A 19,798-nucleotide genomic window follows, 5' to 3' on the forward strand; every position below is an offset into this window, starting at 1 on the left:
TTTTAATGAGTGTCCTACGGCACCTACCTGTTTCCGGCTGACACGTGCCACCAAGGCGAACACCGACGATACCGATGCTGTCACGCAACAGGGCCGCATAAAAGAAGAGCTCTCCGTCAGTGCTTGGAGCGTGCCCACAAGGGCAACTCGAACCCGCTTCGGCGGGTATTTTTTTGTCCATCGCGCACTGGCCCGCCTCGCGCCCGCGGCGACACGACGCGCGCCCTCCGCCGGGGCAACTCAGTTCGCCGAGGTCAGCCCCGGCTTGCGGCTACCGTCCAGCGAATACAGCTGCGGACGCTCGTCCGGCGAGCCAGCCTCCGTCGTCGCCAGGCCACCTCCGTGCGCCGTAGCTTGCGGCTGGCGATAGAGCTCGTTCTCAAGACGCCTGACGCGTTCGGCATACATCCGGGCAAGCGCGCTGTGGTGCTCTGCCGCCGCCTGATGCTCGATGCGCGCCATCTGGGCCTCTTCCAGGAGGGCCGCCGCGCGTCGCAGGTAGGCGGTGTGATTCGGGCGAAACAAGAAGTCGAACGTCATTTCACGCTCCTTTCCGCTGGAATGCGGTGCGAACCATATTCCTCCCCGCGCGCGGCCGAGTCTGTCGGCGCGCGCCTACCCCCGGGTTACCCTTTTTCAATACGGATTCGCCTTACCACAAGCCAATGACAGGTTTTCCCGTTCCGATGGGGACAATGCTGTGGAAAACCATGTGCGCATCGCTCGGAAGCCTTGTCTGGCCTGGCCTGCGACACGATGCCTGCCAAAGAGGCAGCGCCCGAAAAAATTTTCGGCAGCGCCTGCCGGCGAGTTATCCCAGGTCCGACCGCTTGCAATCGAGAACCATGCCCGGATCGACCGCCCGCAGCGCCGGCACCTTGCCGATGAACACCACGCCAGCCCGGATCAGCCGCCATTCGCCCGCCTTGAACAGCTTGAAGAGGTTCGTGACCTCGTCACCCGCGGCGGGAATCGCGTTGAAGACGTAGGCGGGCTCCCCGCCCTGGGTCTCTTCCATGCTCAGCAGATCGGCCCTCATCTTGCCCATGGTGTCCGTGTCTTCTGTCCTGCGGCGCACGATGTCCATGTTGACGGTGCGCGAGTGCTCGTCGATGGAGATCTTGCGGATCCAGGGAGCCGTGCCCGCGCCGCCCGGCGCGGGCACGCATGTGATGGTTCCGGCGACGGCAGAGCCTGCTGAAACCGCGACGACGGCGTGAAGGATGATTCGGATCGGCTTGGATTTCATGCTTGGTATGGCGTATCGGATCAGCCGGTTCGCTCGGCGGCGCGAACCTCGAATGGTGTGCATCTATACTGCCGCCTGTCGCCGATTGCAGCATTGCCATCGGCGGCTTGCCAGATGCGGGTGTAGTTCAATGGCAGAACGGCAGCTTCCCAAGCTTCATACGAGGGTTCGATTCCCTTCACCCGCTCCACTCCTTGCAGAGGAAGCCACCCGATTCAAGTGCGGCAACAGCTTGAAATTGCCGGATGGGTCTCAGCACTGTGTCAATGAGTCGGCGCTCCGGTACTCCGCAGGCCCACCGTGCACCTCCCCCCGTTGATTTCATCCACGAGATGACCTGCCGCACCGGCTCGTCTCGCCAATCCAGCTATCCGCGGGCAGCCCAGTGAGGCCGTCGCATGGCGTCGCTGCCCGGGGCGATGCTGTCGCAATCGGTGCGACGCTCTTCCTGGATGTCGAATCCGTACAGGGCGCGTGGGTTGTCGACCAGGATTCTGGTGATCTCGTCCGCAGAGAACCATCGCGAGAGCAGCCCCATGAGCACAGCGTCGTCCGGCTTGTACCCACGCTCGGTCACATGGGGCCAGTCCGTTCCCCACACCAGCCGGTCGGGGTACTTGGCGGATAGCCTCTGCGCGAAGCTCTCAAGATCCTCGTAGGCCGTCGACTGGGGCGACGCAATGTACGGCGCCGACAGCTTGAGCCACGCGCAGCCGGTGGACAGGAGACGGAACACGCTGTCTTCCAGGCCCGGCCTCAGCTCCGGGAACACATTGAGACGCGCATAGTGGTCGATCACGACCGGAACCGGCAGTCGAATGAGACGGTCAGCGAGGCCGATCAGCGTGGCTGCGTGGGCATGGATCTGGATGTGCCATCCAAAGGGCCGGATGAGTTCGGCGACATCTTCGAGCATGCGCTCGTGCGTGGCACCGGCCTGCACCAGGTTGAATCGAACTCCGACGACGCCAGCGTCCTCGAGATCGAGCAGCTGCGACGCGGTTGCCGTCGGATCGACGACGGCAACGCCTCTGGCACTGTCGCCCAACGCCTTCAGGCCGGCCACGAGAACGCGGTTGTCCAATCCGTAGCTGGAGGGCTGGACCACCACGTTGCGAGACGTGCCCAGGCGCCGCTGCAGCGCCCGGTAGTCCTGCGGCGTCGCATCCGGGTGCTTCAGGACATCGGGGCCGGCATACGGCGAGGCGTTGTCGAACAGGTGCATGTGGCAGTCGCAGGCGCCTTCCGGCACGGCAAATGCCGGGGCGTTCGTGCCGGTCGAAAAAGGTGTGTCCATGCTGCCATCCCGCCTCGCCGCCGCCGAAGCGACGGGCGTCATTTCTTCCGCGTCGCCGCATCGTTCCAGAACGCGTACGACTTGGCCAGCTCGGCTCTGGACTGGTTCAGGTCGGTGGGCGCCAGATCGAGCGACATCTCCTTGATGCGTGCCTGTACCTCGGCGTCCTTGAGAACGGCACGCAACGCAGTGTTGAACTTCTCGGCCAGCACCGGAGACAGGCCCTTGGGCGCAAAGAAAGCGTTGAAGCTGTTCACGTCGACGCCGGTGAAGCCCAGTTCCTCGAAGGTCGGGACCTCCGGCAGCAGCGAGGAGCGCTTGCCGCCCGAGATGGCCAGGATGCGGACCTTGCCGCCACGCGCCATCTGGACGCCCTCCGGCTCCCCGGTGACTCCGGAGGCGAGCTGGCCACCGATGAGCTGGGGCATCAGCTGCGCCGAACCGCCGAAGGCGATCGACTCCATCTTCACATTCGCCTTGCGCGTGATGGCCGCACCGATGATGTCCGGCACACCGCCCTGCAGCGGTACGCCGTAGTTGCCGCTTTGCGGATCCTTGCGGACCATGTCCACGAACTCGGGAAGTGACCTGGCAGAACTGGTCAGCGGTACCGCGAACGTCCATTGGAAGCGGGCCACCTGGCCGACGGGCACGAAGTCGCGTACCGCGTCGTACCCCGCCGTGGGCGTGATCAATGGAACCACGACCACCGAATGATCGAGCGCCAGAAGAAAAGTGGAGCCGTCGGCGGGAGCAGCCTTGACGGCCGCAGTACCGATCTGGCCGCTGGCACCGGGCCGGTTGTCCACGATGACAGTCTGGTTCAGTTCCTTGCCCAGCCTGGGTCCGAGCAGGCGGGCGAGCGCATCCGTGGCGCCGCCGGGCGCGAACGGCACGACGATCTTGATGGGGGTCTTGAAATCCTGGGCACCCGCGGCCAGGGCGGCGAATACCGCGACGGCGCCCACGATCAGCGTTCTTTTCTTCAGCATGACGTTTGTCTCCTCTATGGTTGTCATTCGACCTTGGCGCCGGTCTCCTTGATGACCTTGGCCCAGCGCTCACCTTCGACCTTCATGTAGTCCGAGTACTCCTTGGCGCCGCCGCCCAGGACGACCGAGCCCTGCCCTGTGAGCCGCTCCTGTGTGGGCCTGTCCGCGAGCGTCTTCTTCAGCGCAGCGGTCACCTTGTCGACGACCTCCCTGGGAGCGCCCCTGGGAAGCATCAACCCCTGCCAGGCGCCCATGTCCATGGTCGTCTTGCCTGTCGCCTCGCGGATCGTGGGCACGTCCGGCAGCAGCGCGGATCGCTTCTCGCTGGTGATGGCCAGGGCGCGGAGGGCGCCGCTCTTCACATGCGCAATGGATTCGTTGATCGGCAGGAACATGAACTGGGTGGTGCCGGCGAGCAGGTCGGCAACGGCGGGGGCGCTGCCCTTGTAGGCCACGTGCGTAGCCTGGATGCCCGCCTCCTTGGTGAACAGTGCGCCGCCCAGGTGGAGCAACGCGCCCGATCCAGACGAGCCGTAGTTCATTTCCCCGGGCTTGGCCTTGGCGAGAGCGATGAACTCGTCGACGGTCCTGGCAGGAACCTTGGGGTTCACTACCAGCAGCAGCGGGATGGTCGCGGTGAGCGAGATGGGCGTGTAGTCCGCATAGGGGTCGAAGCCGGGCCTGGCGTACAGGGAAGGCGCAAGCACGACGGCGGAGGTCGCATAGAACATCGTGTAGCCGTCCGGCGCGGCACGCTTGACCTCGACCGCGCCGAGGTTGCCCCCGGCGCCGCCCTTGTTGTCGACGACGATGGTGCCGTCGAGCTCCTTGCCCAGTTCCTGGGCGACGATGCGCGCATTGATGTCGGCCGAGCCGCCCGCGGCAAACCCAACCACCATGCGGATGGGCTTCGACGGGTAGGCATCTGCGGCCTGGACTTGCGACAGGGGCGCCAGAAGGGCGGCGCAGGAAAGCGCCATGGTCATGAACTTGCGCACGTGATGTCTCCTTTTTGTATGGGGGCGCTCAGACGAGGCCGAATCGCTTGAGGGTGTCGGTCAGGTTGAGCAGCTCGGCCGTCATCGCGCCCTGTTCGATCGCCTTGCGCTGGTCGGCTTCCTTCTCCTCCCTGGCCAGGCTGCTGGAGATGGCCGAGGCCACCTCGTCCCTGGGGACGACGGCGACGCCGTCGCGGTCACCCACGATGATGTCGCCAGGATGGATCAGGACATCGCCGAAGGTGATCGGCACATTGAGCCTGCCGGGCTGGTTCTTGGCCGTTCCCTTGATCGACAGGCCGCGGCAGAACACGGGGAACCCGAGTTCGATGATGAGGTTCGCGTCGCGCACGCAGCCGTTGATGACCAGGCCCGCGATGCCCACTTTCATGGCCTGGATGGTCAGCACGTCACCCCACGGGCCGGCCTCCATGAACCCCTTGGCGTCGACCACGAGCACGTCGCCGGGCGCGGCCTTCTGCACGGCGTAGTGCAGCATGAGGTTGTCGGCGGGGCGGCAATCGACGGTGAGCGCGGGGCCCGCCAGCCGCAGCGTGGGGTCGATCGGCTTGATGCCCTGGTCGAGCGCACCTTTGGCGCCCTGGGCCTCGTAGACGGTTGCGGCTCCGAGGTCGCGAAGCTGTTTGATCTGGTCTTTGGTTGCCAATGTGTTCTCCAAAAGAAAAAGAGCGAGGACGAGCACCGGGGGGCATGCGGCACCCGGAACAAGCAGGGGTTGAAAGTCAGGCTAGGAGCCGGCGGTGGCGGTGGTGAGCAGCCAGTCGATCGCCTGTTCGACGCTCGGGTCGTTGCTCGGCAGCGGCGTGTGCTCGAGCGCCGATGCGGTTGCCACGAATCGCTGTGCCACGCCGGGCAGAACCACGGACGACAGGCCCTGGGCCGTCAGTTCGCCCTGGGCGTCACGGACCTCATGCGCTCGCCGCCTGGCGTGCACCACGTGCGTTCGTACCAGCATGTCCATGAAGGACCGCAGCGGCGTCTGGTCGATGTCGGCAAGCTGGGCGTACAACTCGCTGCGTACGCCCTGCTTCTGGGCGCTCATCAGCAGTTCCACGCACAGCGCTTCCATGCCTTTGGTGAAGATGCTGCGCAGGATCTTCAGCGAGATGGCATCGCCCGCCTTGGCGCCCTCGATCACCTGTACACGCCCGCCAGCCTGCTCCATGAAGGCCTTGAAGTCGCCGGCACCTTCTCCGGAAACCAGCAGCGGTGTGCGCACCAGATTCAACGAGATGGCCCCCATCACGGCCGTGTCGACGTACCGGACGCCCGCGGCAGCCGCCCTGGCCGCAGCCTCGCGCTTGACCGCCGGACTGGCTGTCGTGAAGTCGGCCACAGATGCTCCGTCTGCGAGATGAGGCAGTACCGCCTCCAGCACCGGCAGCGCCGTCGTGCCAGTGACGCACGAAAGCACCCACTGCGCGTCGGACAGCCACGCTCCAGGGGCTGGATGGATGGGTGCGCCGATGGACGCGGCAAGCTCCTGTGCCGCGGCAGCCGGCCGAACCTCGCAGACGCTGACCTCGAAGCCAGCGGCGTGTAGCGGGGCAGCGAAGCAGCGACCCAACTCACCCAGACCAATGATTGCGATACGCATCGAACTCGTTCCTTAAAAGTACAAAAATAATACAAACAAAAAACAATCGAATCAATGCATTGCGGGTTTTCACCTAAAATTGAAAACAACAACAACCAAGAAAGAACAAACAAAGTACAAATATTCAAGGCGGCACATCAGGTCCTGCGAGCTTGGCCCATGCCTAGAATCCACGAGGGCCAACGAAGATCACGACATGCAAGGCAGAGACAAGGCATATGAAGTCCTGAGGCAGCGCCTGGTTGGGGGGCACTACAGCCCAGGCACCCAGCTCAAGGAGGAACCGCTCGCGCGCGAGCTGGGCCTGAGCCGCACGCCAGTCCGCACGGCGCTCAGGCGCCTGGTGGCAGACGGCCTCGCCACCGACAGCGTGGGCCAGGGCATCCACGTGGCCGAGTGGTCGGAGTGGGACATCGAGGAGACGTTTCAGCTGCGGATGCTCCTCGAGCCCTACGCGGCATCGCTGGCTGCGCAGCGTGGCGGCGAGCAGCTGGTTTCCCAGCTCACGGCCAGCAACGATCGGATGGCCGCGGCCATCGCCGCCGGCGACGCGGGAAGCATCGCAATCATTCAGGACGCCAATCGCTCATTCCACCGGTCCTTGCTGGAGGCCTCGGGGTCGTCTCGGCTGAGGGCGATGCTGGAGACGATGATCGACATGCCCATCATCGTGCGCTCCTTCTACATCTACACGACGGCCGAGCTGGAACAGAGCCTTCATCACCATCGCGATCTCACGCTCGCGGTCGAAGCACGCGACGGCGAACTGGCGCGGCAGGTGATGCAGTTGCATCTGCGGATGTCCTACCACCGCTTCATGAAGCACCGCGACGAATTCGCCCGCGCGCGCAACCGCGACGCCGTTTGATCGCGTGATGGCGATGACGCCGGAGCCGGTCTCGGCTTTGGCCAGCCTTCAGACCCATACCATCGCCGCCGACAGTGCGCGCCGAATGCCGATGGGCACGCGCTAGCTACGCAGCGCCCGGCGCCGGTCGTTCCCCTTCGCCGGCAAGCCCGGTGCCGGCTTCGGCCTTGTAACCGCGCAATCCGCACAGATCGAGCACCCTCAGTCCGCGCTTCTCGAGCCGGATGAGCCCCAGCGCCTGGAAACGCTGCAGCGCGACGTTCACGCGCTGCCTCGACACGTTCGCGAGCAGCCCGATCTCGATCTGCCCCACTTCGAGGAAGCGCGGCGCATGGGGATAAAGCTCGGGATTGAACAGGCTCGCCAGGCAGTTCGCAACGCGCGCGTCGGTGTCGAGCAGGCGTTCATGCTCCAGCGCGCCGATGAAGAGGCTGAGCCTCGCGTTGAGCAGATCCTGGAGGTAGTGGTTGAAAGGCACGCTGGTGCCGCGAAGCCATTCGAATGTGCGGCGCGGCATGAGTGCCACGCGGGCGGGGCGCAACGCGAACACGTCGTAGCGGCGCGCCTCGTGCTTGAAGAGCGAGCCTTCGCCGAACCACACGCCAGCCGAAACACCTGTGAGCGTCGACACCCGTCCGTCCTCCGACGCAACCGACATCTTGGCGAAGCCATCGATCAGCGCCATCCAGTGCTCGACCAGTTCCCCCGCGCGCGCGATGCAGCCGCCGCGCGCGAACTGCCGCTCCTGCATGCTGCCGAGCACGTGTTCCAGGTCGGCGGGCGAAAGCACCGATGCCCACTTGGAGCGCCGCACCATCTCCTCCATCGCCTGCGGGGCGGCGGGCTCGCCGGTCGGATCAGGGGGGTCAGGGATTACCTGTAGCAATTCGCGCGTCATCTGTCGTCGCAACGACCGCGGCCCGGAACGTCCATTCGTATTCTTTCAAGGACATACAACACAGGAGACATCCATGTTCGCTACACCCCGCCACCCGCGCAAGCGGGTTTTTCCGTGGCCTCTGCCGTCCAGTGCCGTTGCAGCCGGGCTTGTCGCGATGGCCGGCGCCCTGCTGGTCGCCGCATGCGGGGGAGGCTCCGACAGCGGCCCCGGGTTCTCGTTCATTCCCGGCGCCAGCCCGCCGCCCTCGACGCCGGCGCCGGCGGCGTTCCAGGTGAAGACGCTCTCGTCGTCGCCCGACATGATCAGCGGCGGCGACACGCTGCTCGAGATCACCGCGCCCGTGGGCGTTGCGCTCGACAAGGTGCGCGTGAGCCTCAACGGCAAGGACGTGAGTTCGCAGGTGCCCGTAGCCGACAGCACGGCCCGCGTGCTGCGCGGCCTCGTCACCGGGCTCACGACCGATGCGTCCAGCACCACGGGCAGCAGCAATTCGCTGGTGGTGAGCAACGCCGACAACTCAGCGCAGCGCACCGAGGTCAKGCTGGTCAACTACCCGATCACCGGACCGATCCTCTCGGGCCCGCACATCTCGCCCTACGAATGCCGCACGGTGCAGAACGGCCTGGGCTCGCCGCTCGATGCAGACTGCTCGGCCGCGACGCAGGTGGTCTGGTACTACCGCAGCACCTCCAATACTTTCAAACCGCTTTCGGACCCGACGGGCACGCGGCCGGCCGACCTCGCGACCACGACCACCAACGACGGCAACACCGTGCCCTACATCGTGCGCGTTGAGTCCGGCACCATCAACCGCGGCGTGTACCGGCTCGCGGTGCTCGACAACCCGAGCAAGGACGCGCCCGCCACCTGGAAGCCCGGTGCGGGCTGGAACAGGAAGCTGGTCGTGTACTTCGACTGCTGCGGCTCCGCCCAGTACAACCAGGGCGTGCATCCCATCGAGTCGATCCTCGGAGACGCGGGCCACATCCAGCTCTCGCGCGGCTTCGCCTTCATGAACTCGACCGAGCTGTGGAACAACCAGCACGCCAACCCGCACCTGCAGGGCGAAACGCTGATGATGCTGAAGGAGCACGTCATCGAGGAATTCGGCACCGTGCCCAAGTGGACCGTCGGCTTCGGCGGCTCGGGCGGCGCCATCCAGCAGTACCTGATCGCGCAGCTCTACCCGGGCCTGCTCGACGGCATCCAGCCCATCGTGTCCTTTCCCGAGACACTGATGCCCGAGGTGATGGAGTGCCGGCTGCTCAACAACGTCTACAAGCTCGACACCACCACCTGGACCACGGCCAAGCAGAACGCGGTGAACGGCTTCAACACCAACACATGCACCGCTTGGGACCTTTCGTTCGCCAGCATCATCAAGTCCGACAACGCACCGGGCTGCGGCTTCCTGGAGCCTGCCAACGCGTCCAACGTGTTCAACCGCGCGAGCAACCCCAACGGCATCCGCTGCGACCTGTTCCAGACCAACGTGAACCTGCTGGGCAAGCGCGCCGGCACGCAGGAGGCGCGCCGCCCCATCGACAACATCGGTGTGCAGTACGGCCTGGCCGCGCTGAACAGCGGCGCGATCTCGGTGAAGGAGTTCCTCGACCTCAACGAGAAGGTCGGCGGCTACGACGGCGACGGCAACACGCAGGCCGCGCGCTCCGAGGCCGACCCCGACGCACTGAAGCTCACCTACTCGGGCGGCTTCAAGAACAGCTTCAAGGGGCCGGGCCTTGCGAACATTCCGATCGTCACGCAGCGCGGCAACGCCGATGCCGTGGGCGACATCCACGACACGATGCAGGACCTGATCATCCGCGCCCGCCTGCAGCGCGCCAACGGCCGCAGCGACAACCAGATCATCTGGACGCTGGGCTCGAAGACGCCGGTGGACTACATGTCAGCCTCGCTCGACCTCATCAACAAGTGGCTGGACAACATGGCCGCCGACACGTCCGCGCCGTCCATCGACAAGGTGGTGCGCAACAAGCCCGCGGGCGCCAACGATGCCTGCTGGGATGCCACCGGCAAGCGCATCGACGAAGCTGCGTCGACCGACCCGGCCGCCGCCTGCAATACGGTCTATCCGCGCTTCAGCACACCGCGAATCGTGGCCGGCTCGCCGCTGGTGAACGACGTGCTCAAGTGCCAGCTCAAGCCTGTCAACGCGGCTGACTACTCGGTGACCATTGCGGGCGCCGACCTGACGCGGCTGCAGACCATCTTCCCCGCAGGCGTGTGCGACTGGAGCAAGCCCGGCGCGGGCCAGGAGGCGCTGCGGGGCACCTACCTGCGCCTGCCTCTGAACTGACAGGAGTTCAGGCTGCCGAACCCGGCAGCTTCGCCACCCGCTCGGCGAGGAAGTCCACCAGCACGCGCACCCGCTGAGGCTGGTGGCGGCGCGGCGCATAGAGCAGATGCATTTCCTGTGCGGGGCCGGTGTGGCGGCCGAGCACGCGCACCAGCCGGCCCTGCGCGAGCAGCTCCGCCACCATCCAGGTCGGCTGTAGCGAGATGCCCGCGCCGCCCTGCACGGCATCGAGCATGGCCACCGCGTTGTTCACCCGGTAGCGGCTGCGCAGCGGCACCGAGACCGGGCCTTCGGGGCCGTCGAGCAGCACGCCGTCGTCGCCCGCCGCGTAGCGCAGGTAGTCGTGCGACAGCAGGTCCTGCGGCCTGCGCGGCTTGCCGCGTGACGCGATGTATTCCGGCGAGGCGACCAGCACGCGCGGCCATGAGCCCAGCCGGCGCGCGACCAGATCGGGCGGCAAGGTGCCGCCGACGCGCAGCGAGACGTCGATGCGGCCTTCCAGCGGATCGATGAAGCGGTCGTCGAGCACCAGTTCGAGTTCGATTTCGGGATACAGGCCCAGGAACTCCAGCGCCATCGCGTTGAGGTGCCGCTGCCCCAGCGTCACCGGCGCGCTCACGCGCAGCAGGCCGCGCGGCTGCCGGATGCCTTCGCGCGCGTCGGCCACCGCGTCGCCGTAGTCCTCCAGCACGCGCCGGGAGCGCTCGTGGAAGCGCTGGCCTTCTTCGGTGAGGCTCAGTCCCGCCGCGGTGCGACGCAGCAGGCGCACACCCAGCGAGCGTTCCAGCCCGGCGACCAGCTTGCTGACGGTCGGCTGCGTGGTGCCCAGCGCGCGGGCCGCACCCGAGAGGCTGCCCAGCTCCACGCTGTGCACAAAGGCTTCGAGAGCGCGCAAGGTATCCATGGTGTATTCGAGTATGGAATGCTATTGATGTCATTTTGCCTTCTACTCATCCGAATGAGCATGAATGAAAGTCGTGGCCTCGCTTCAACTTTCATCCGGAAAAACTCAATGACCACCTCCGCTCTCGCCTCGGCCCTGCGCCACGGCGCTCTCGCGCTCGCCCTTGTCGGCTCGGCCGCAACTTCGACAGCCGAACCCGTCCCAGTCACCTACTGGAGCCCCAGCTGGATGGCCAGCACGCAGCCCGTCTGGAACGGCGATTTCGTGCTGCCCAGCGGCCTGCCCTTCCAGTTCAACCGCCAGACCGTGCGGCAGGTCGCGCGCCTGAGCATCGGCGGATCGCGGCTGCGCGTGGTGATCAGCAACGAAGGCGGCACGACGCCGCTGTACATCGGCGCCGCGCACGTGGCCCGGCATGGCGGGGGCTCGGCCATCGTCGAAGGCACGGACCGGCCGCTGCATTTCGGCGGGCAGGCCGAGGTGACCGTTCCGCCCGGTGCGCGCCTTGTCAGCGACCCGGTGGACATCGCCCTGCCCGCGCTCACCGAGCTTGCCGTGTCGCTCTACCTGCCGCGGCCCAGCCAGCCCGCGGGCTTCCACTTCGACGCGCGCCAGACCGCCTACGTCGCCGATGGCGACCTGAGCGGCGCGGCCCGCCTGCCAGCGGCAGCCACGCAATGGAGCACCCGCGTCTACTTCAGCGGCCTGATCGTCGAGGCGCCCCGCCCCCCGGCCACCGTCGTCGCCCTCGGCGACTCGATCACCGACGGCAACGGCTCCACGCCCGGCGCCAACACCCGCTGGCCCGACGCACTCGCCGAGCGGCTGGCGGGGCGCAATGTCGCGGTGCTGAACGCCGGCATCTCCGGCGGCCGCCTGCTGAAGGACGGCATGGGCCGCTCGGGCCTTGAGCGCGCGGGCCGCGACGTGTTCGGCCAGCCGGGCGTGCGCGCCATGATCGTGCTGCTGGGCACCAACGACATCGGCTGGCCCGGCGGCCCCTTCGCGCCCGAGGAGCCGGCCATGCGCGCCGAAGCCGTCATCCAGGGGCTGCGGCAACTCGCCGAGATGGCACGCGCCCACAATGTGCGCATCATGGCCGGCACCATCCCGCCAAACGAGCGGGCGCTGCAGGGCACGCCGCTCGAAGGCCACCATTCGCCCGCGAAGGACAAGGTGCGCCAGGCCGTGAACCGCTGGATCCGCGAAGGCGGCGCCTTCGACGCCGTGGTCGACTTCGACGCCCTGCTGCGCGACCCGGCAAACCCCTCGCGGCTCAAGGCGTCGATGGACTCGGGTGACCATCTGCATCCGGGCGATGCCGGTTACAGGGCGATGGCTGCGGCCATCGATCTGGAGGCTCTTCTCGGCCCGGCCGCACAGCCCTGAAGAACCTTTTTCTCAAGGGTTTGCGGGCTCCCGAAATACTGTACATAAATACAGTATTTCTCTAGAATTCGTCGTCTCCAAGAACAACATCGAGGCGACGCCCATGACCACCGCCAGTCCGCCTGCGCCCACCACGCAGGTCCTTTTCTTCTCCGGGCTGCACCGGTTGCAGCCATCCCGCACCCGAACAGGCCGAATCTCGACCTGGCCCTTCAAGGTGGCCCGCGACAGGGGCCATGACGATGATCGCAACGACGCAGACGACATCCGCGCCCAGGCGGCGCGCGTCATTCACACCACGGCCGAAAGCTGGTGGCCGCCGGAATCCTGAAACCAGCCGCTGGACAGCGACGAAATTCCGCCTCGGCCGCCCGCATTTCACCTATCCGTTCCGCCACGAGCTGCTGGGCACCTATCCACTGCACCGAGGCGCGTACATCGTCCGGCGCTACGGCCCCTCCGGTGGCCATCGCCTGCTGCCGCCCGAACGCATCGTGAAGAACCTGCCGGAGCTCTGCGAACAGATGTCCGGCGATCCGCCAGCACGGAAGACCGCGAAGAAGGCCTGCGCCAGATGCAGAGCCGGTTCCTGCCCGACGCCGCAGCCGACATCGCGCACCGGAGCTACGACGCCATCACCTGAGCAACCGCAGGGGCTCGGGACCGGTCAGACCAGCATGTCCTGCGCGTCGTCCTCGAAGCCCGCGACCGGCTGGGCCTTGGCCAGCGCGAGCCACACCGCGAACGGAATGCGCTCGAAGGTGCGATGCACCGCCGCGCGCGCGACCACGAGGCGATCGCCCTCCAGCACCATCACGCCGCACTCGGCCGGCACCTCTTCGGGCTTCGCGATGCAGCGGCCCTTCGCGTCGTTGCCCAGCACGTACCAGCACTCGCCGCCCAGGTCGAGATACGCCGCGCGCTTGTCGGGCTTGCGCAGGTCGCCCAGCAGGTCGGCGCGGCTCACCTTCACCTCGTGAACGATGGGGTGCGCATAGGCCTCCACGCTGGTATTGCGGATCGAGAACACATCGGGCCGCGCCATGCACCAGCGCGGCTTGCCGCCCTCTTCCAGCGGCGGCAGGCGAGCCCGCAGGCCCAGGCCGCGCCATGCGATGCGGCCGCCGCGCGTCATCTCGCGCGCCACGCGCTCCACCAGCGCCTCGTGCGGCGACAGCGCCGCGCGGTTGATCGTGAGCGTGGTGGCGATGCGTGCGATGCCGGCGTCGGTCACGCGCAGCGTCTCGTGGCCATGCACCGTGCGCACGCGCTCCAGGTAGCCGCCCGCGAGCAGCTCGACCTCGATGGTGTCGCAGCACGGCCAGCCGGCCGAGCGGTAGATCTCGCGCAGGCGGCGCGCATGCAGCTTGCCGAAGGGCACCTCCGCTTCTGCTCTCGCCCTCTGCATCGGCGGCGGCTCGGTCACCGGCGGCGGAAAGCCTGGGTCGGTCACGGGCGGCTCGGCCGGCGGAGGATCGCCCTCCGGCGGCGGCACTGGAGGCTGCAGCGGCGGCACGGGAATGGGCACATCGGGCGCGGGAGGCGGCGGGCCGATGGGTCCGGCGACGGCGGGTGCGAGAACGGCAGGTTCGGACATGGCGGAATCAGGTTAGCGAAAAGTGCCGGAAGGCGCGAGGTGCGGAACGATCGGTTGCATTCGAGCTTTCCGCCGAATCTTTAGCCGCGTCAATGGAAGTCCCGGCTCGTGTTGCTCTGCGCGAGCCGCCCCATGAGGGGCGTCAGGTCCTTGAAGCCGGTGGCGATCAGGTGCTGCACCTTGCCGCCGCTGTCGTCGTCGCGCTGCCAGGTGCCCTGCACCGCGAGCAGATGCGACTTGAGCAGCGGCTCGCGCCAGGCCTCGATGACATGGCTCCAGACGATCACGTTGACATTGCCGGTCTCGTCCTCCAGCGTGACGAAGATGGTGCCGTTGGCGGTTCCGGGCCGCTGCCGCCCCTTGACGATGCCGCAGGCGCGCGCGGTCTGGCCGCTGGAAAGCGAACGCAGCTCCGCCGCGCTCATCAGCTTCATGCGCGCAAGGCGCGGGCGCAGCAGCGCGAGCGGATGGCGGCGCAGCGTGAGCCGCATCGCCGCATAGTCGCCCACGATCTCCTCGCCCTCCGACGCGGCCGGCAGCAGCAGCGCCTGCTCGTTGATCGGCACGCCCCGCAACAGGGCCGGCGCGCGCCGCTGGGCGGTGGCGTCCCACACCTGCTGGCGCCGGTGGCCCGAGAGCGAGATCAGCGCATCGGCCGCGGCCAGCGCGGCCATGTCCTTGCCGTCGAGTTCGGCGCGCAGGGCGAGATCCTCGGTGCTCGTGAAGGGCGCCTGTGCACGCGCCGCAAGCAGGCGCCCGGCACCGCCGTCGCTGAGGCTCGCGATGCGGTTCAGGCCCAGCCGCACGGCGGGCTGGTTCTCTCTGCCGAGGCGATCCGCATAGCGCTCGTCTGTGCCGGGCGGCATGCGCGGCGAATCGGGGTCGCGGGCTTCGAGCGTGGTGTCGAAGTCGCTGCGCGTGACGTCGACCGGGCGCACCTCGACGCCGTGGCGGCGTGCGTCCTGCACCAGCTGCGAGGGGCTGTAGAAGCCCATCGGCTGCGAATCGAGCAGCGCTGCGAGAAAGCATGCCGGCTCGTAGTTCTTGAGCCAGCTGCTCACCGTCACCAGCAGCGCGAAGCTGGCGGCGTGGCTTTCAGGGAAACCGTAGTCGCCGAAGCCCATGACCTGCTTGAAGATGGCTTCGGCAAAACTGGCCTTGTAGCCGTTGTCGACCATGCCGTTGACCAGCTTGTCGTGGAACTTGCCGAGGCCGCCCTTGCGCTTCCACGCGGCCATGGCGCGGCGCAGCTGGTCGGCCTCGTCGGCGGTGAACCTGGCCGCGATCATGGCGATCTGCATCACCTGCTCCTGGAAGATCGGGATGCCCAGCGTGCGCTCCAGCGCAGGGCGCAGCGCGTCTTTCTCGTAGCGGATTTCCAGTCCCTTCCTCTTGCGCTCCCGCTGCTTGAGATACGGATGCACCATGCCGCCCTGTATCGGCCCCGGCCGCACGATGGCCACCTCGATCACCAGGTCTTCATAGGTGCGCGGCTTCAGGCGCGGCAGCATCGACATCTGCGCCCTGCTCTCGATCTGGAACACGCCGATGGTGTCGGCGTCGCAGATCATGTCGAACACCTTCGGGTCGTCGTTGGGTATCTGGTGCATCGCGAGCGTCGAGCCGCGCCAGCGGTTCATGTGATCGAGCCCCCGGCGGATCGCGCTGAGCATGCCGAGCGCCAGCACGTCGACCTTGAGCATGCCCATGGCTTCGAGATCGTCCTTCTCCCACTGGATGACGGAGCGGTCTTTCATCGAGGCCTTCTCGACCGGTACCAGCCGCGTGAGCTTCGTGTGCGTGAGCACGAAGCCGCCCACGTGCTGGCTCAGGTGGCGCGGAAAGCCCTTGAGCCGCTGCGTCATCTCGATCCAGTGCATCAGCTTGAGTTCGTCCTCCTCGACACCGACACGCGCCGAGGCCTGGCGCAGCTGCTCGCCGAGCACGGTGTCGTCGAACCAGTAGTGGTCCTTTGCGAATTCGTCGATCAGCCGCTCGTCGATGCCGATGGCCTTGCCCACGTCGCGCAAGGCGCTGCGGGAGCGGTAGCAGATGACGACGGCGGCGATGGCGGCGCGCTCGCGGCCGTACTTGTCGTAGATGTACTGGATGACTTCCTCGCGCCGCTGGTGCTCGAAGTCGACGTCGATGTCGGGTGGCTCTCGGCGATGACGGCTCAAAAAGCGCTCGAACAGCAGGTGCCCTTTTTCGGGATTGATCGCCGTGATGCCCAGGCAATAGCAGACCGCCGAATTGGCCGAGGAGCCCCGGCCTTGGCAAAGGATGTCCCGGGACTTGGCAAAGCTCACGACGTTCTCAACCGTCAGGAAGAACATCTCGTATTCGAGCTCCAGGATCAGGTCGAGCTCTTTGCGGACCTGCTTGCAAACACTTTCCGGAATACCCGAGGCATACCTTTCGAGCGGATACTTCTTGAGTGCCCCCTCCCATGTCTTTCGCACCAGCGTTTGCGACGGTGTCTCGTGGCTGCCCACCGTCTCCAGCGGGTACTTGTAGTTCTCCCGGATCACCTCCGGATCGAAGCTGCACCGCCGCATCACCACCAGCGTGTTCTCCAGCATCCGCGGCAGATAGAGCTCGGCCAGCCGCACGCGCTGACGCAGGTGCCGCTCGGCATTCGACTGCAACGCGAAGCCGCACTCGGCCACGGTCCGGCCCTCGCGCACGGCCGTCAGCACATCGTGCAAGGGCTTCTGCGAGCGCGCATGCATGTGCACGTCGCCGGCAGCCACCAGCGGCACGCCCGCGTCCTCGCCCGCCTGCATCAGCGCGACGAGCCAGAGGTCGTCGTCGAGTTCGTTGAACAGTTCCACGGCCAGCCAGAGGTTGTCGCCGTACAGCGCCTTGGCGGCCACCAGGTCTTCGTGGAGCGTGGCCGTATCCATCGCGCCGCCGGGGTCGCGGTTCGGCACGAAGAGAACCTGGCAGCGCTGCAGCGAGGCCACGTCGCTCTCGTCCCAGCTCACGCGGTACTCGCCCTTGGGCAGTTCGGTGTTGCGCGCGGCGGTGATGAACTCGCAGAGGTTGCCCCAGCCCTCGGTGTCGTTCGCGATCACCACGAGCCTGAAGCGCTCGAACTGGAACTCGCTGCCGAACAGCAGGCGGAAGGCGGGGTTGCGCGGGATCTTCGGCTCGTCGGGATGCTCGCGCTCGTACTCGTCGAGCTTGTGCTCCATGCCGCGCAGGCAAACGTGCGCCCGCACGATGCCAGCCACCGAGCACTCGTCGGTGATGGCCAGCGCCTTGTAGCCGAGCTGGTAGGCCCGGTCCACGATGTCCTCGGGCGTCGAGGCACCGCGCTGGAAGCTGAAGTTGGTCAGGCAGTGCAGCTCTGCGTAATCGGGCAGCTCGAACGAAGGCGCCTTGCGCAGCGACACCGGCAGCGCATGCACCTTGGCGGGCTGGCGCCTGCTTTCCTGCTTGCCGCTCAGCTCAGGCATAGAACCCCTGCAGATACCAGCGAACCTCGCCGGAAGAAAAGCGCGCGGCGGGCCGCTCGCGGAAGATCCACACCAGCCCGGCCTCGGGGCTCTCCGCGACGTAGTAGTCGCGCATCGCGGGCTGGCCGCCCTCTTCCTTGTCGCCCCACCAGCCGGTCTCGACGCGCTGCGGGCCGATCAAGCGGCTCAGCGGCCCCCGGTAGCAAGGGCGCTCGCCATCCATTTCGAGCAGCAGCGGCTCGGGCAGCAGCCACGGCGGGTAGATGGCGTCGGGCTGCGAGGCTGCGGCCGCGGCCTCCTTGCGGGCCTTGCCGTCGCCGGCCGGTTTCTCCTTCTGCAGCGCGGGCCGCCAGGCCTGCTTGCGCTCGGGCCGGTGGTCGGCCTGCGCAGCCGGCACCACCACCTGCCGCGGCCCGAGCCGCACGCTGAGCCGCTCGACCATCTCGTGCAGCCTGTCGCCCTTGCGGTTGTCTTCCGGCAGGAAGCTGGTGCTGGCGCCGGCCCACGGATCGGTTTCGAGCGTGCGCAGCCTGATCCAGCTCGCCGGCGCGGCCAGCGTGGCGAGGGCCAGCTTTTCGGACAGCAGCCGGCGCAGGTGCGCCATGTCCTGCGTGGGCTCGGCCGTGCGCACGATGAGTTGCTCGTACGGCGGCAGGTTCACGCCATTGAGGCGCCGCAGGTCGAGCGTCCATTGCAGCTCCAGCGCACGCGCGCCGCGCTGGCGGGCACGCAGCCAGATCTGCAGCGCCGTCAGCAGCCGGTTGGCCGACCACATGAGCTCGGGCGCGGTCTCGGCCAGCGCGGGCAGCTCCAGCTTCTGCTCGAACACGTCGGGCAGCGTGAGCCAGGAATGGCTTTCGGGACGCAGGCCCCAGGCGATGTCGAGCGCCTCGCGCAGCCCGGTGCCGAAGCGCCGCGTGAGCCCGCCGCGCGGCAGTGCCGCCACATCGCCCCAGGTGCGGCAGCCCAGGCGCGCCAGCAGGTCGAGGTGCTCGCGCGCGGCGCTCAGCGTGTCCAGCGGCAGGCCGGCAGGCACGTCCTTCGGGCGCTTCTCCTCGCGCGCGAACAGGCGCAGCCGCGCCAGCGCGATGAGGCTGGTGGCGCCCTGCGCGCCCAGCATGCGCGCGTCGGGCACGGGGTTGTCGGCCATCAGCAGGCGCATCAGCTGCATGCGCCCGCCCCAGAGGCGCTCGCAGGCGGAGACTTCGAGCATCAGCGCCTCGTCGAGCCAGGCGACGTGGGGCGTGTACTTCAGGGCCCACCAGCCCAGGGCCTCGGGCGTGGGGAGCGTCGGGGCGTCGGACGTGTCGGCTTCAGGCAACCACCGCAAGGCGATCCAGTGCATCCGGGCCTCCTTTCCATGCGTCGATGCGCACCACCGTGGCCGACGTCGCACCGGCCGGCACCGTGCCCTGCTGCTGCAGGCGCAGCTTGCGCCGCAGCCGGGCGGCGGCAAGCAATGCCGTCATGCGCTCGTTGCGCGCCGGCAGCATCACCGGCGCAGCCAGCGGCGGGCCCCGGCGCTTGAGGATGTGCAACTCGATCTGCGAGGCATCGGCCTCGCTCCGGTCGGCCCGGATGCGCAGCCGCGCGGGCGATGCCGACAGCGCCACCGACTCGGGCCGGCACACGAAGAGCAGCACCTCGTGCTGCGCGGCCGCCAGCTGCAGCCGCCGCAGCTCGCCCACCCGCGCCTGCGGCAACCAGGCCACGACGGCGGCCACCTCGGCGCAGCGCAGCGCCTGCTCGCAGGCCCACAGCCGCGCGGCCGGGGCCTCGCTGCGCACCCACATCAGCGCCTCCACCGGCAGCCCCTGCGCCGCGAGCGAGGCTCCGCAGGGCTCGTAGGGCGCGCCGATCAGCACCACCGGCCCGCCCCGGGTGGCCACCGCCTGCGCCAGCGCGGGCAGCAGCAGCCGCCAGACATGGGCTTCGGGCGCGGCCAGCAGCAGTTCCGTCATCGCGCCGACCGGCCAGCCTCCTCCCGGCAGTTCCGCGTCGAGCACGGCATGGCCAGTGGCGACGACCTGCGCGTCGGCCAGGCCGAGTTCGTCGGCATGCCAGACGCCACGGCCCGCGGCAGCGGAAAAGGAATCGAGGAAAGGAAGGCCCATGGTGATGACTGTTAACTGTATTTTCATACAGTATTTCGCAGCCTACAACAGGAACGCCGCTTTCCCTGTTTTTCTTCTTTACCGTCTGCC

At 67.4% G+C, this 19,798-nt stretch carries 17 protein-coding genes and 1 tRNA gene; 5 read left to right on the forward strand and 13 right to left on the reverse strand.

Translation table 11 applies throughout. From position 1 onward, the window contains the following. Window positions 1-240: 240 nt before the first annotated feature. Window positions 241-540, reverse strand: a complete 300-nt coding sequence (locus tag QMO14_RS19980) for a hypothetical protein (protein ID WP_301509205.1) — start codon at window positions 538-540, stop codon at window positions 241-243. Between the two features lie 271 nt (window positions 541-811). Next, window positions 812-1,249: a hypothetical protein gene (locus QMO14_RS19985; RefSeq protein WP_301509206.1), complete on the reverse strand. Its 438-nt coding sequence runs from the start codon at window positions 1,247-1,249 to the stop codon at window positions 812-814. Window positions 1,250-1,365: 116 nt separating this feature from the next. On the opposite strand from QMO14_RS19985, the gene QMO14_RS19990 reads away from it, so the two are divergent. Further along, window positions 1,366-1,439, forward strand: a tRNA-Gly gene (locus QMO14_RS19990). Between the two features lie 177 nt (window positions 1,440-1,616). Here QMO14_RS19990 and QMO14_RS19995 read toward each other — a convergent pair. The 5 genes from QMO14_RS19995 to QMO14_RS20015 all read right to left on the reverse strand — a co-directional run bounded on the left by QMO14_RS19995 (window position 1,617) and on the right by QMO14_RS20015 (window position 6,154). Further along, window positions 1,617-2,546 carry an amidohydrolase family protein gene (locus QMO14_RS19995; RefSeq protein ID WP_301509208.1) on the reverse strand — a complete coding sequence of 310 codons (930 nt, stop codon included), beginning with the start codon at window positions 2,544-2,546 and terminating at the stop codon, window positions 1,617-1,619. 38 nt (window positions 2,547-2,584) lie between these two features. Further along, entirely contained in the window at window positions 2,585-3,514 is a 930-nt protein-coding gene (locus QMO14_RS20000) for a tripartite tricarboxylate transporter substrate-binding protein (protein WP_301509210.1), read from the reverse strand. Between the two features lie 47 nt (window positions 3,515-3,561). After that, a complete protein-coding gene (locus QMO14_RS20005; protein WP_301509211.1) occupies window positions 3,562-4,536 on the reverse strand; it encodes a tripartite tricarboxylate transporter substrate binding protein in 975 nt (324 codons plus the stop codon). 28 nt (window positions 4,537-4,564) lie between these two features. Then, complete coding sequence (locus QMO14_RS20010; RefSeq protein ID WP_301509212.1) at window positions 4,565-5,203, reverse strand: 4-carboxy-4-hydroxy-2-oxoadipate aldolase/oxaloacetate decarboxylase; 639 nt, start codon at window positions 5,201-5,203, stop codon at window positions 4,565-4,567. A gap of 81 nt (window positions 5,204-5,284) precedes the next feature. After that, window positions 5,285-6,154 (reverse strand): NAD(P)-dependent oxidoreductase, encoded by an 870-nt coding sequence (locus QMO14_RS20015; protein WP_301509213.1) that lies wholly within the window; start codon window positions 6,152-6,154, stop codon window positions 5,285-5,287. Between the two features lie 196 nt (window positions 6,155-6,350). Here QMO14_RS20015 and QMO14_RS20020 point away from each other — a divergent pair, with 196 nt between their 5' ends. Continuing rightward, a complete protein-coding gene (locus QMO14_RS20020; RefSeq protein WP_301509214.1) occupies window positions 6,351-7,022 on the forward strand; it encodes a GntR family transcriptional regulator in 672 nt (223 codons plus the stop codon). 106 nt (window positions 7,023-7,128) lie between these two features. Here the strand turns inward: QMO14_RS20020 and QMO14_RS20025 are convergent, their stop codons facing one another. Next, window positions 7,129-7,839, reverse strand: coding sequence for a Crp/Fnr family transcriptional regulator (locus tag QMO14_RS20025; RefSeq protein WP_301509215.1), 711 nt, complete (start codon window positions 7,837-7,839; stop codon window positions 7,129-7,131). A gap of 154 nt (window positions 7,840-7,993) precedes the next feature. On the opposite strand from QMO14_RS20025, the gene QMO14_RS20030 reads away from it, so the two are divergent. Next, window positions 7,994-10,243, forward strand: a complete 2,250-nt coding sequence (locus tag QMO14_RS20030; protein WP_301509216.1) for a DUF6351 family protein — start codon at window positions 7,994-7,996, stop codon at window positions 10,241-10,243. A 7-nt stretch (window positions 10,244-10,250) separates the two neighbouring features. On the opposite strand, the gene QMO14_RS20035 is transcribed toward QMO14_RS20030, so the two are convergent. Beyond that, window positions 10,251-11,147: a LysR family transcriptional regulator gene (locus QMO14_RS20035; protein ID WP_301509218.1), complete on the reverse strand. Its 897-nt coding sequence runs from the start codon at window positions 11,145-11,147 to the stop codon at window positions 10,251-10,253. A 108-nt stretch (window positions 11,148-11,255) separates the two neighbouring features. On the opposite strand from QMO14_RS20035, the gene QMO14_RS20040 reads away from it, so the two are divergent. Further along, window positions 11,256-12,536, forward strand: coding sequence for an SGNH/GDSL hydrolase family protein (locus QMO14_RS20040; protein ID WP_301509220.1), 1,281 nt, complete (start codon window positions 11,256-11,258; stop codon window positions 12,534-12,536). A gap of 103 nt (window positions 12,537-12,639) precedes the next feature. Continuing rightward, window positions 12,640-12,867: a hypothetical protein gene (locus QMO14_RS20045; protein ID WP_301509221.1), complete on the forward strand. Its 228-nt coding sequence runs from the start codon at window positions 12,640-12,642 to the stop codon at window positions 12,865-12,867. Window positions 12,868-13,203: 336 nt separating this feature from the next. Here the strand turns inward: QMO14_RS20045 and QMO14_RS20050 are convergent, their stop codons facing one another. The 4 genes from QMO14_RS20050 to imuA all read right to left on the reverse strand — a co-directional run bounded on the left by QMO14_RS20050 (window position 13,204) and on the right by imuA (window position 19,708). Beyond that, the gene (locus QMO14_RS20050; RefSeq protein ID WP_301509222.1) at window positions 13,204-14,133 is read right to left on the reverse strand and encodes a hypothetical protein; all 930 of its coding nucleotides are present in this window, start codon (window positions 14,131-14,133) and stop codon (window positions 13,204-13,206) included. An 89-nt stretch (window positions 14,134-14,222) separates the two neighbouring features. Then, the gene (locus tag QMO14_RS20055; protein WP_301509223.1) at window positions 14,223-17,594 is read right to left on the reverse strand and encodes an error-prone DNA polymerase; all 3,372 of its coding nucleotides are present in this window, start codon (window positions 17,592-17,594) and stop codon (window positions 14,223-14,225) included. Further along, the gene (locus tag QMO14_RS20060) at window positions 17,587-18,939 is read right to left on the reverse strand and encodes a DNA polymerase Y family protein (RefSeq protein ID WP_301509224.1); all 1,353 of its coding nucleotides are present in this window, start codon (window positions 18,937-18,939) and stop codon (window positions 17,587-17,589) included. The genes QMO14_RS20055 and QMO14_RS20060 overlap by 8 nt, the downstream gene beginning before the upstream one ends. Continuing rightward, window positions 18,908-19,708 carry a translesion DNA synthesis-associated protein ImuA gene (gene imuA / locus QMO14_RS20065; RefSeq protein WP_301509225.1) on the reverse strand — a complete coding sequence of 267 codons (801 nt, stop codon included), beginning with the start codon at window positions 19,706-19,708 and terminating at the stop codon, window positions 18,908-18,910. The genes QMO14_RS20060 and imuA overlap by 32 nt, the downstream gene beginning before the upstream one ends. Window positions 19,709-19,798 lie beyond the last annotated feature (90 nt).

Origin of the sequence: Variovorax sp. CAN15 (assembly GCF_030462475.1) — a bacterium.
Lineage (GTDB): Bacteria > Pseudomonadota > Gammaproteobacteria > Burkholderiales > Burkholderiaceae_C > Variovorax.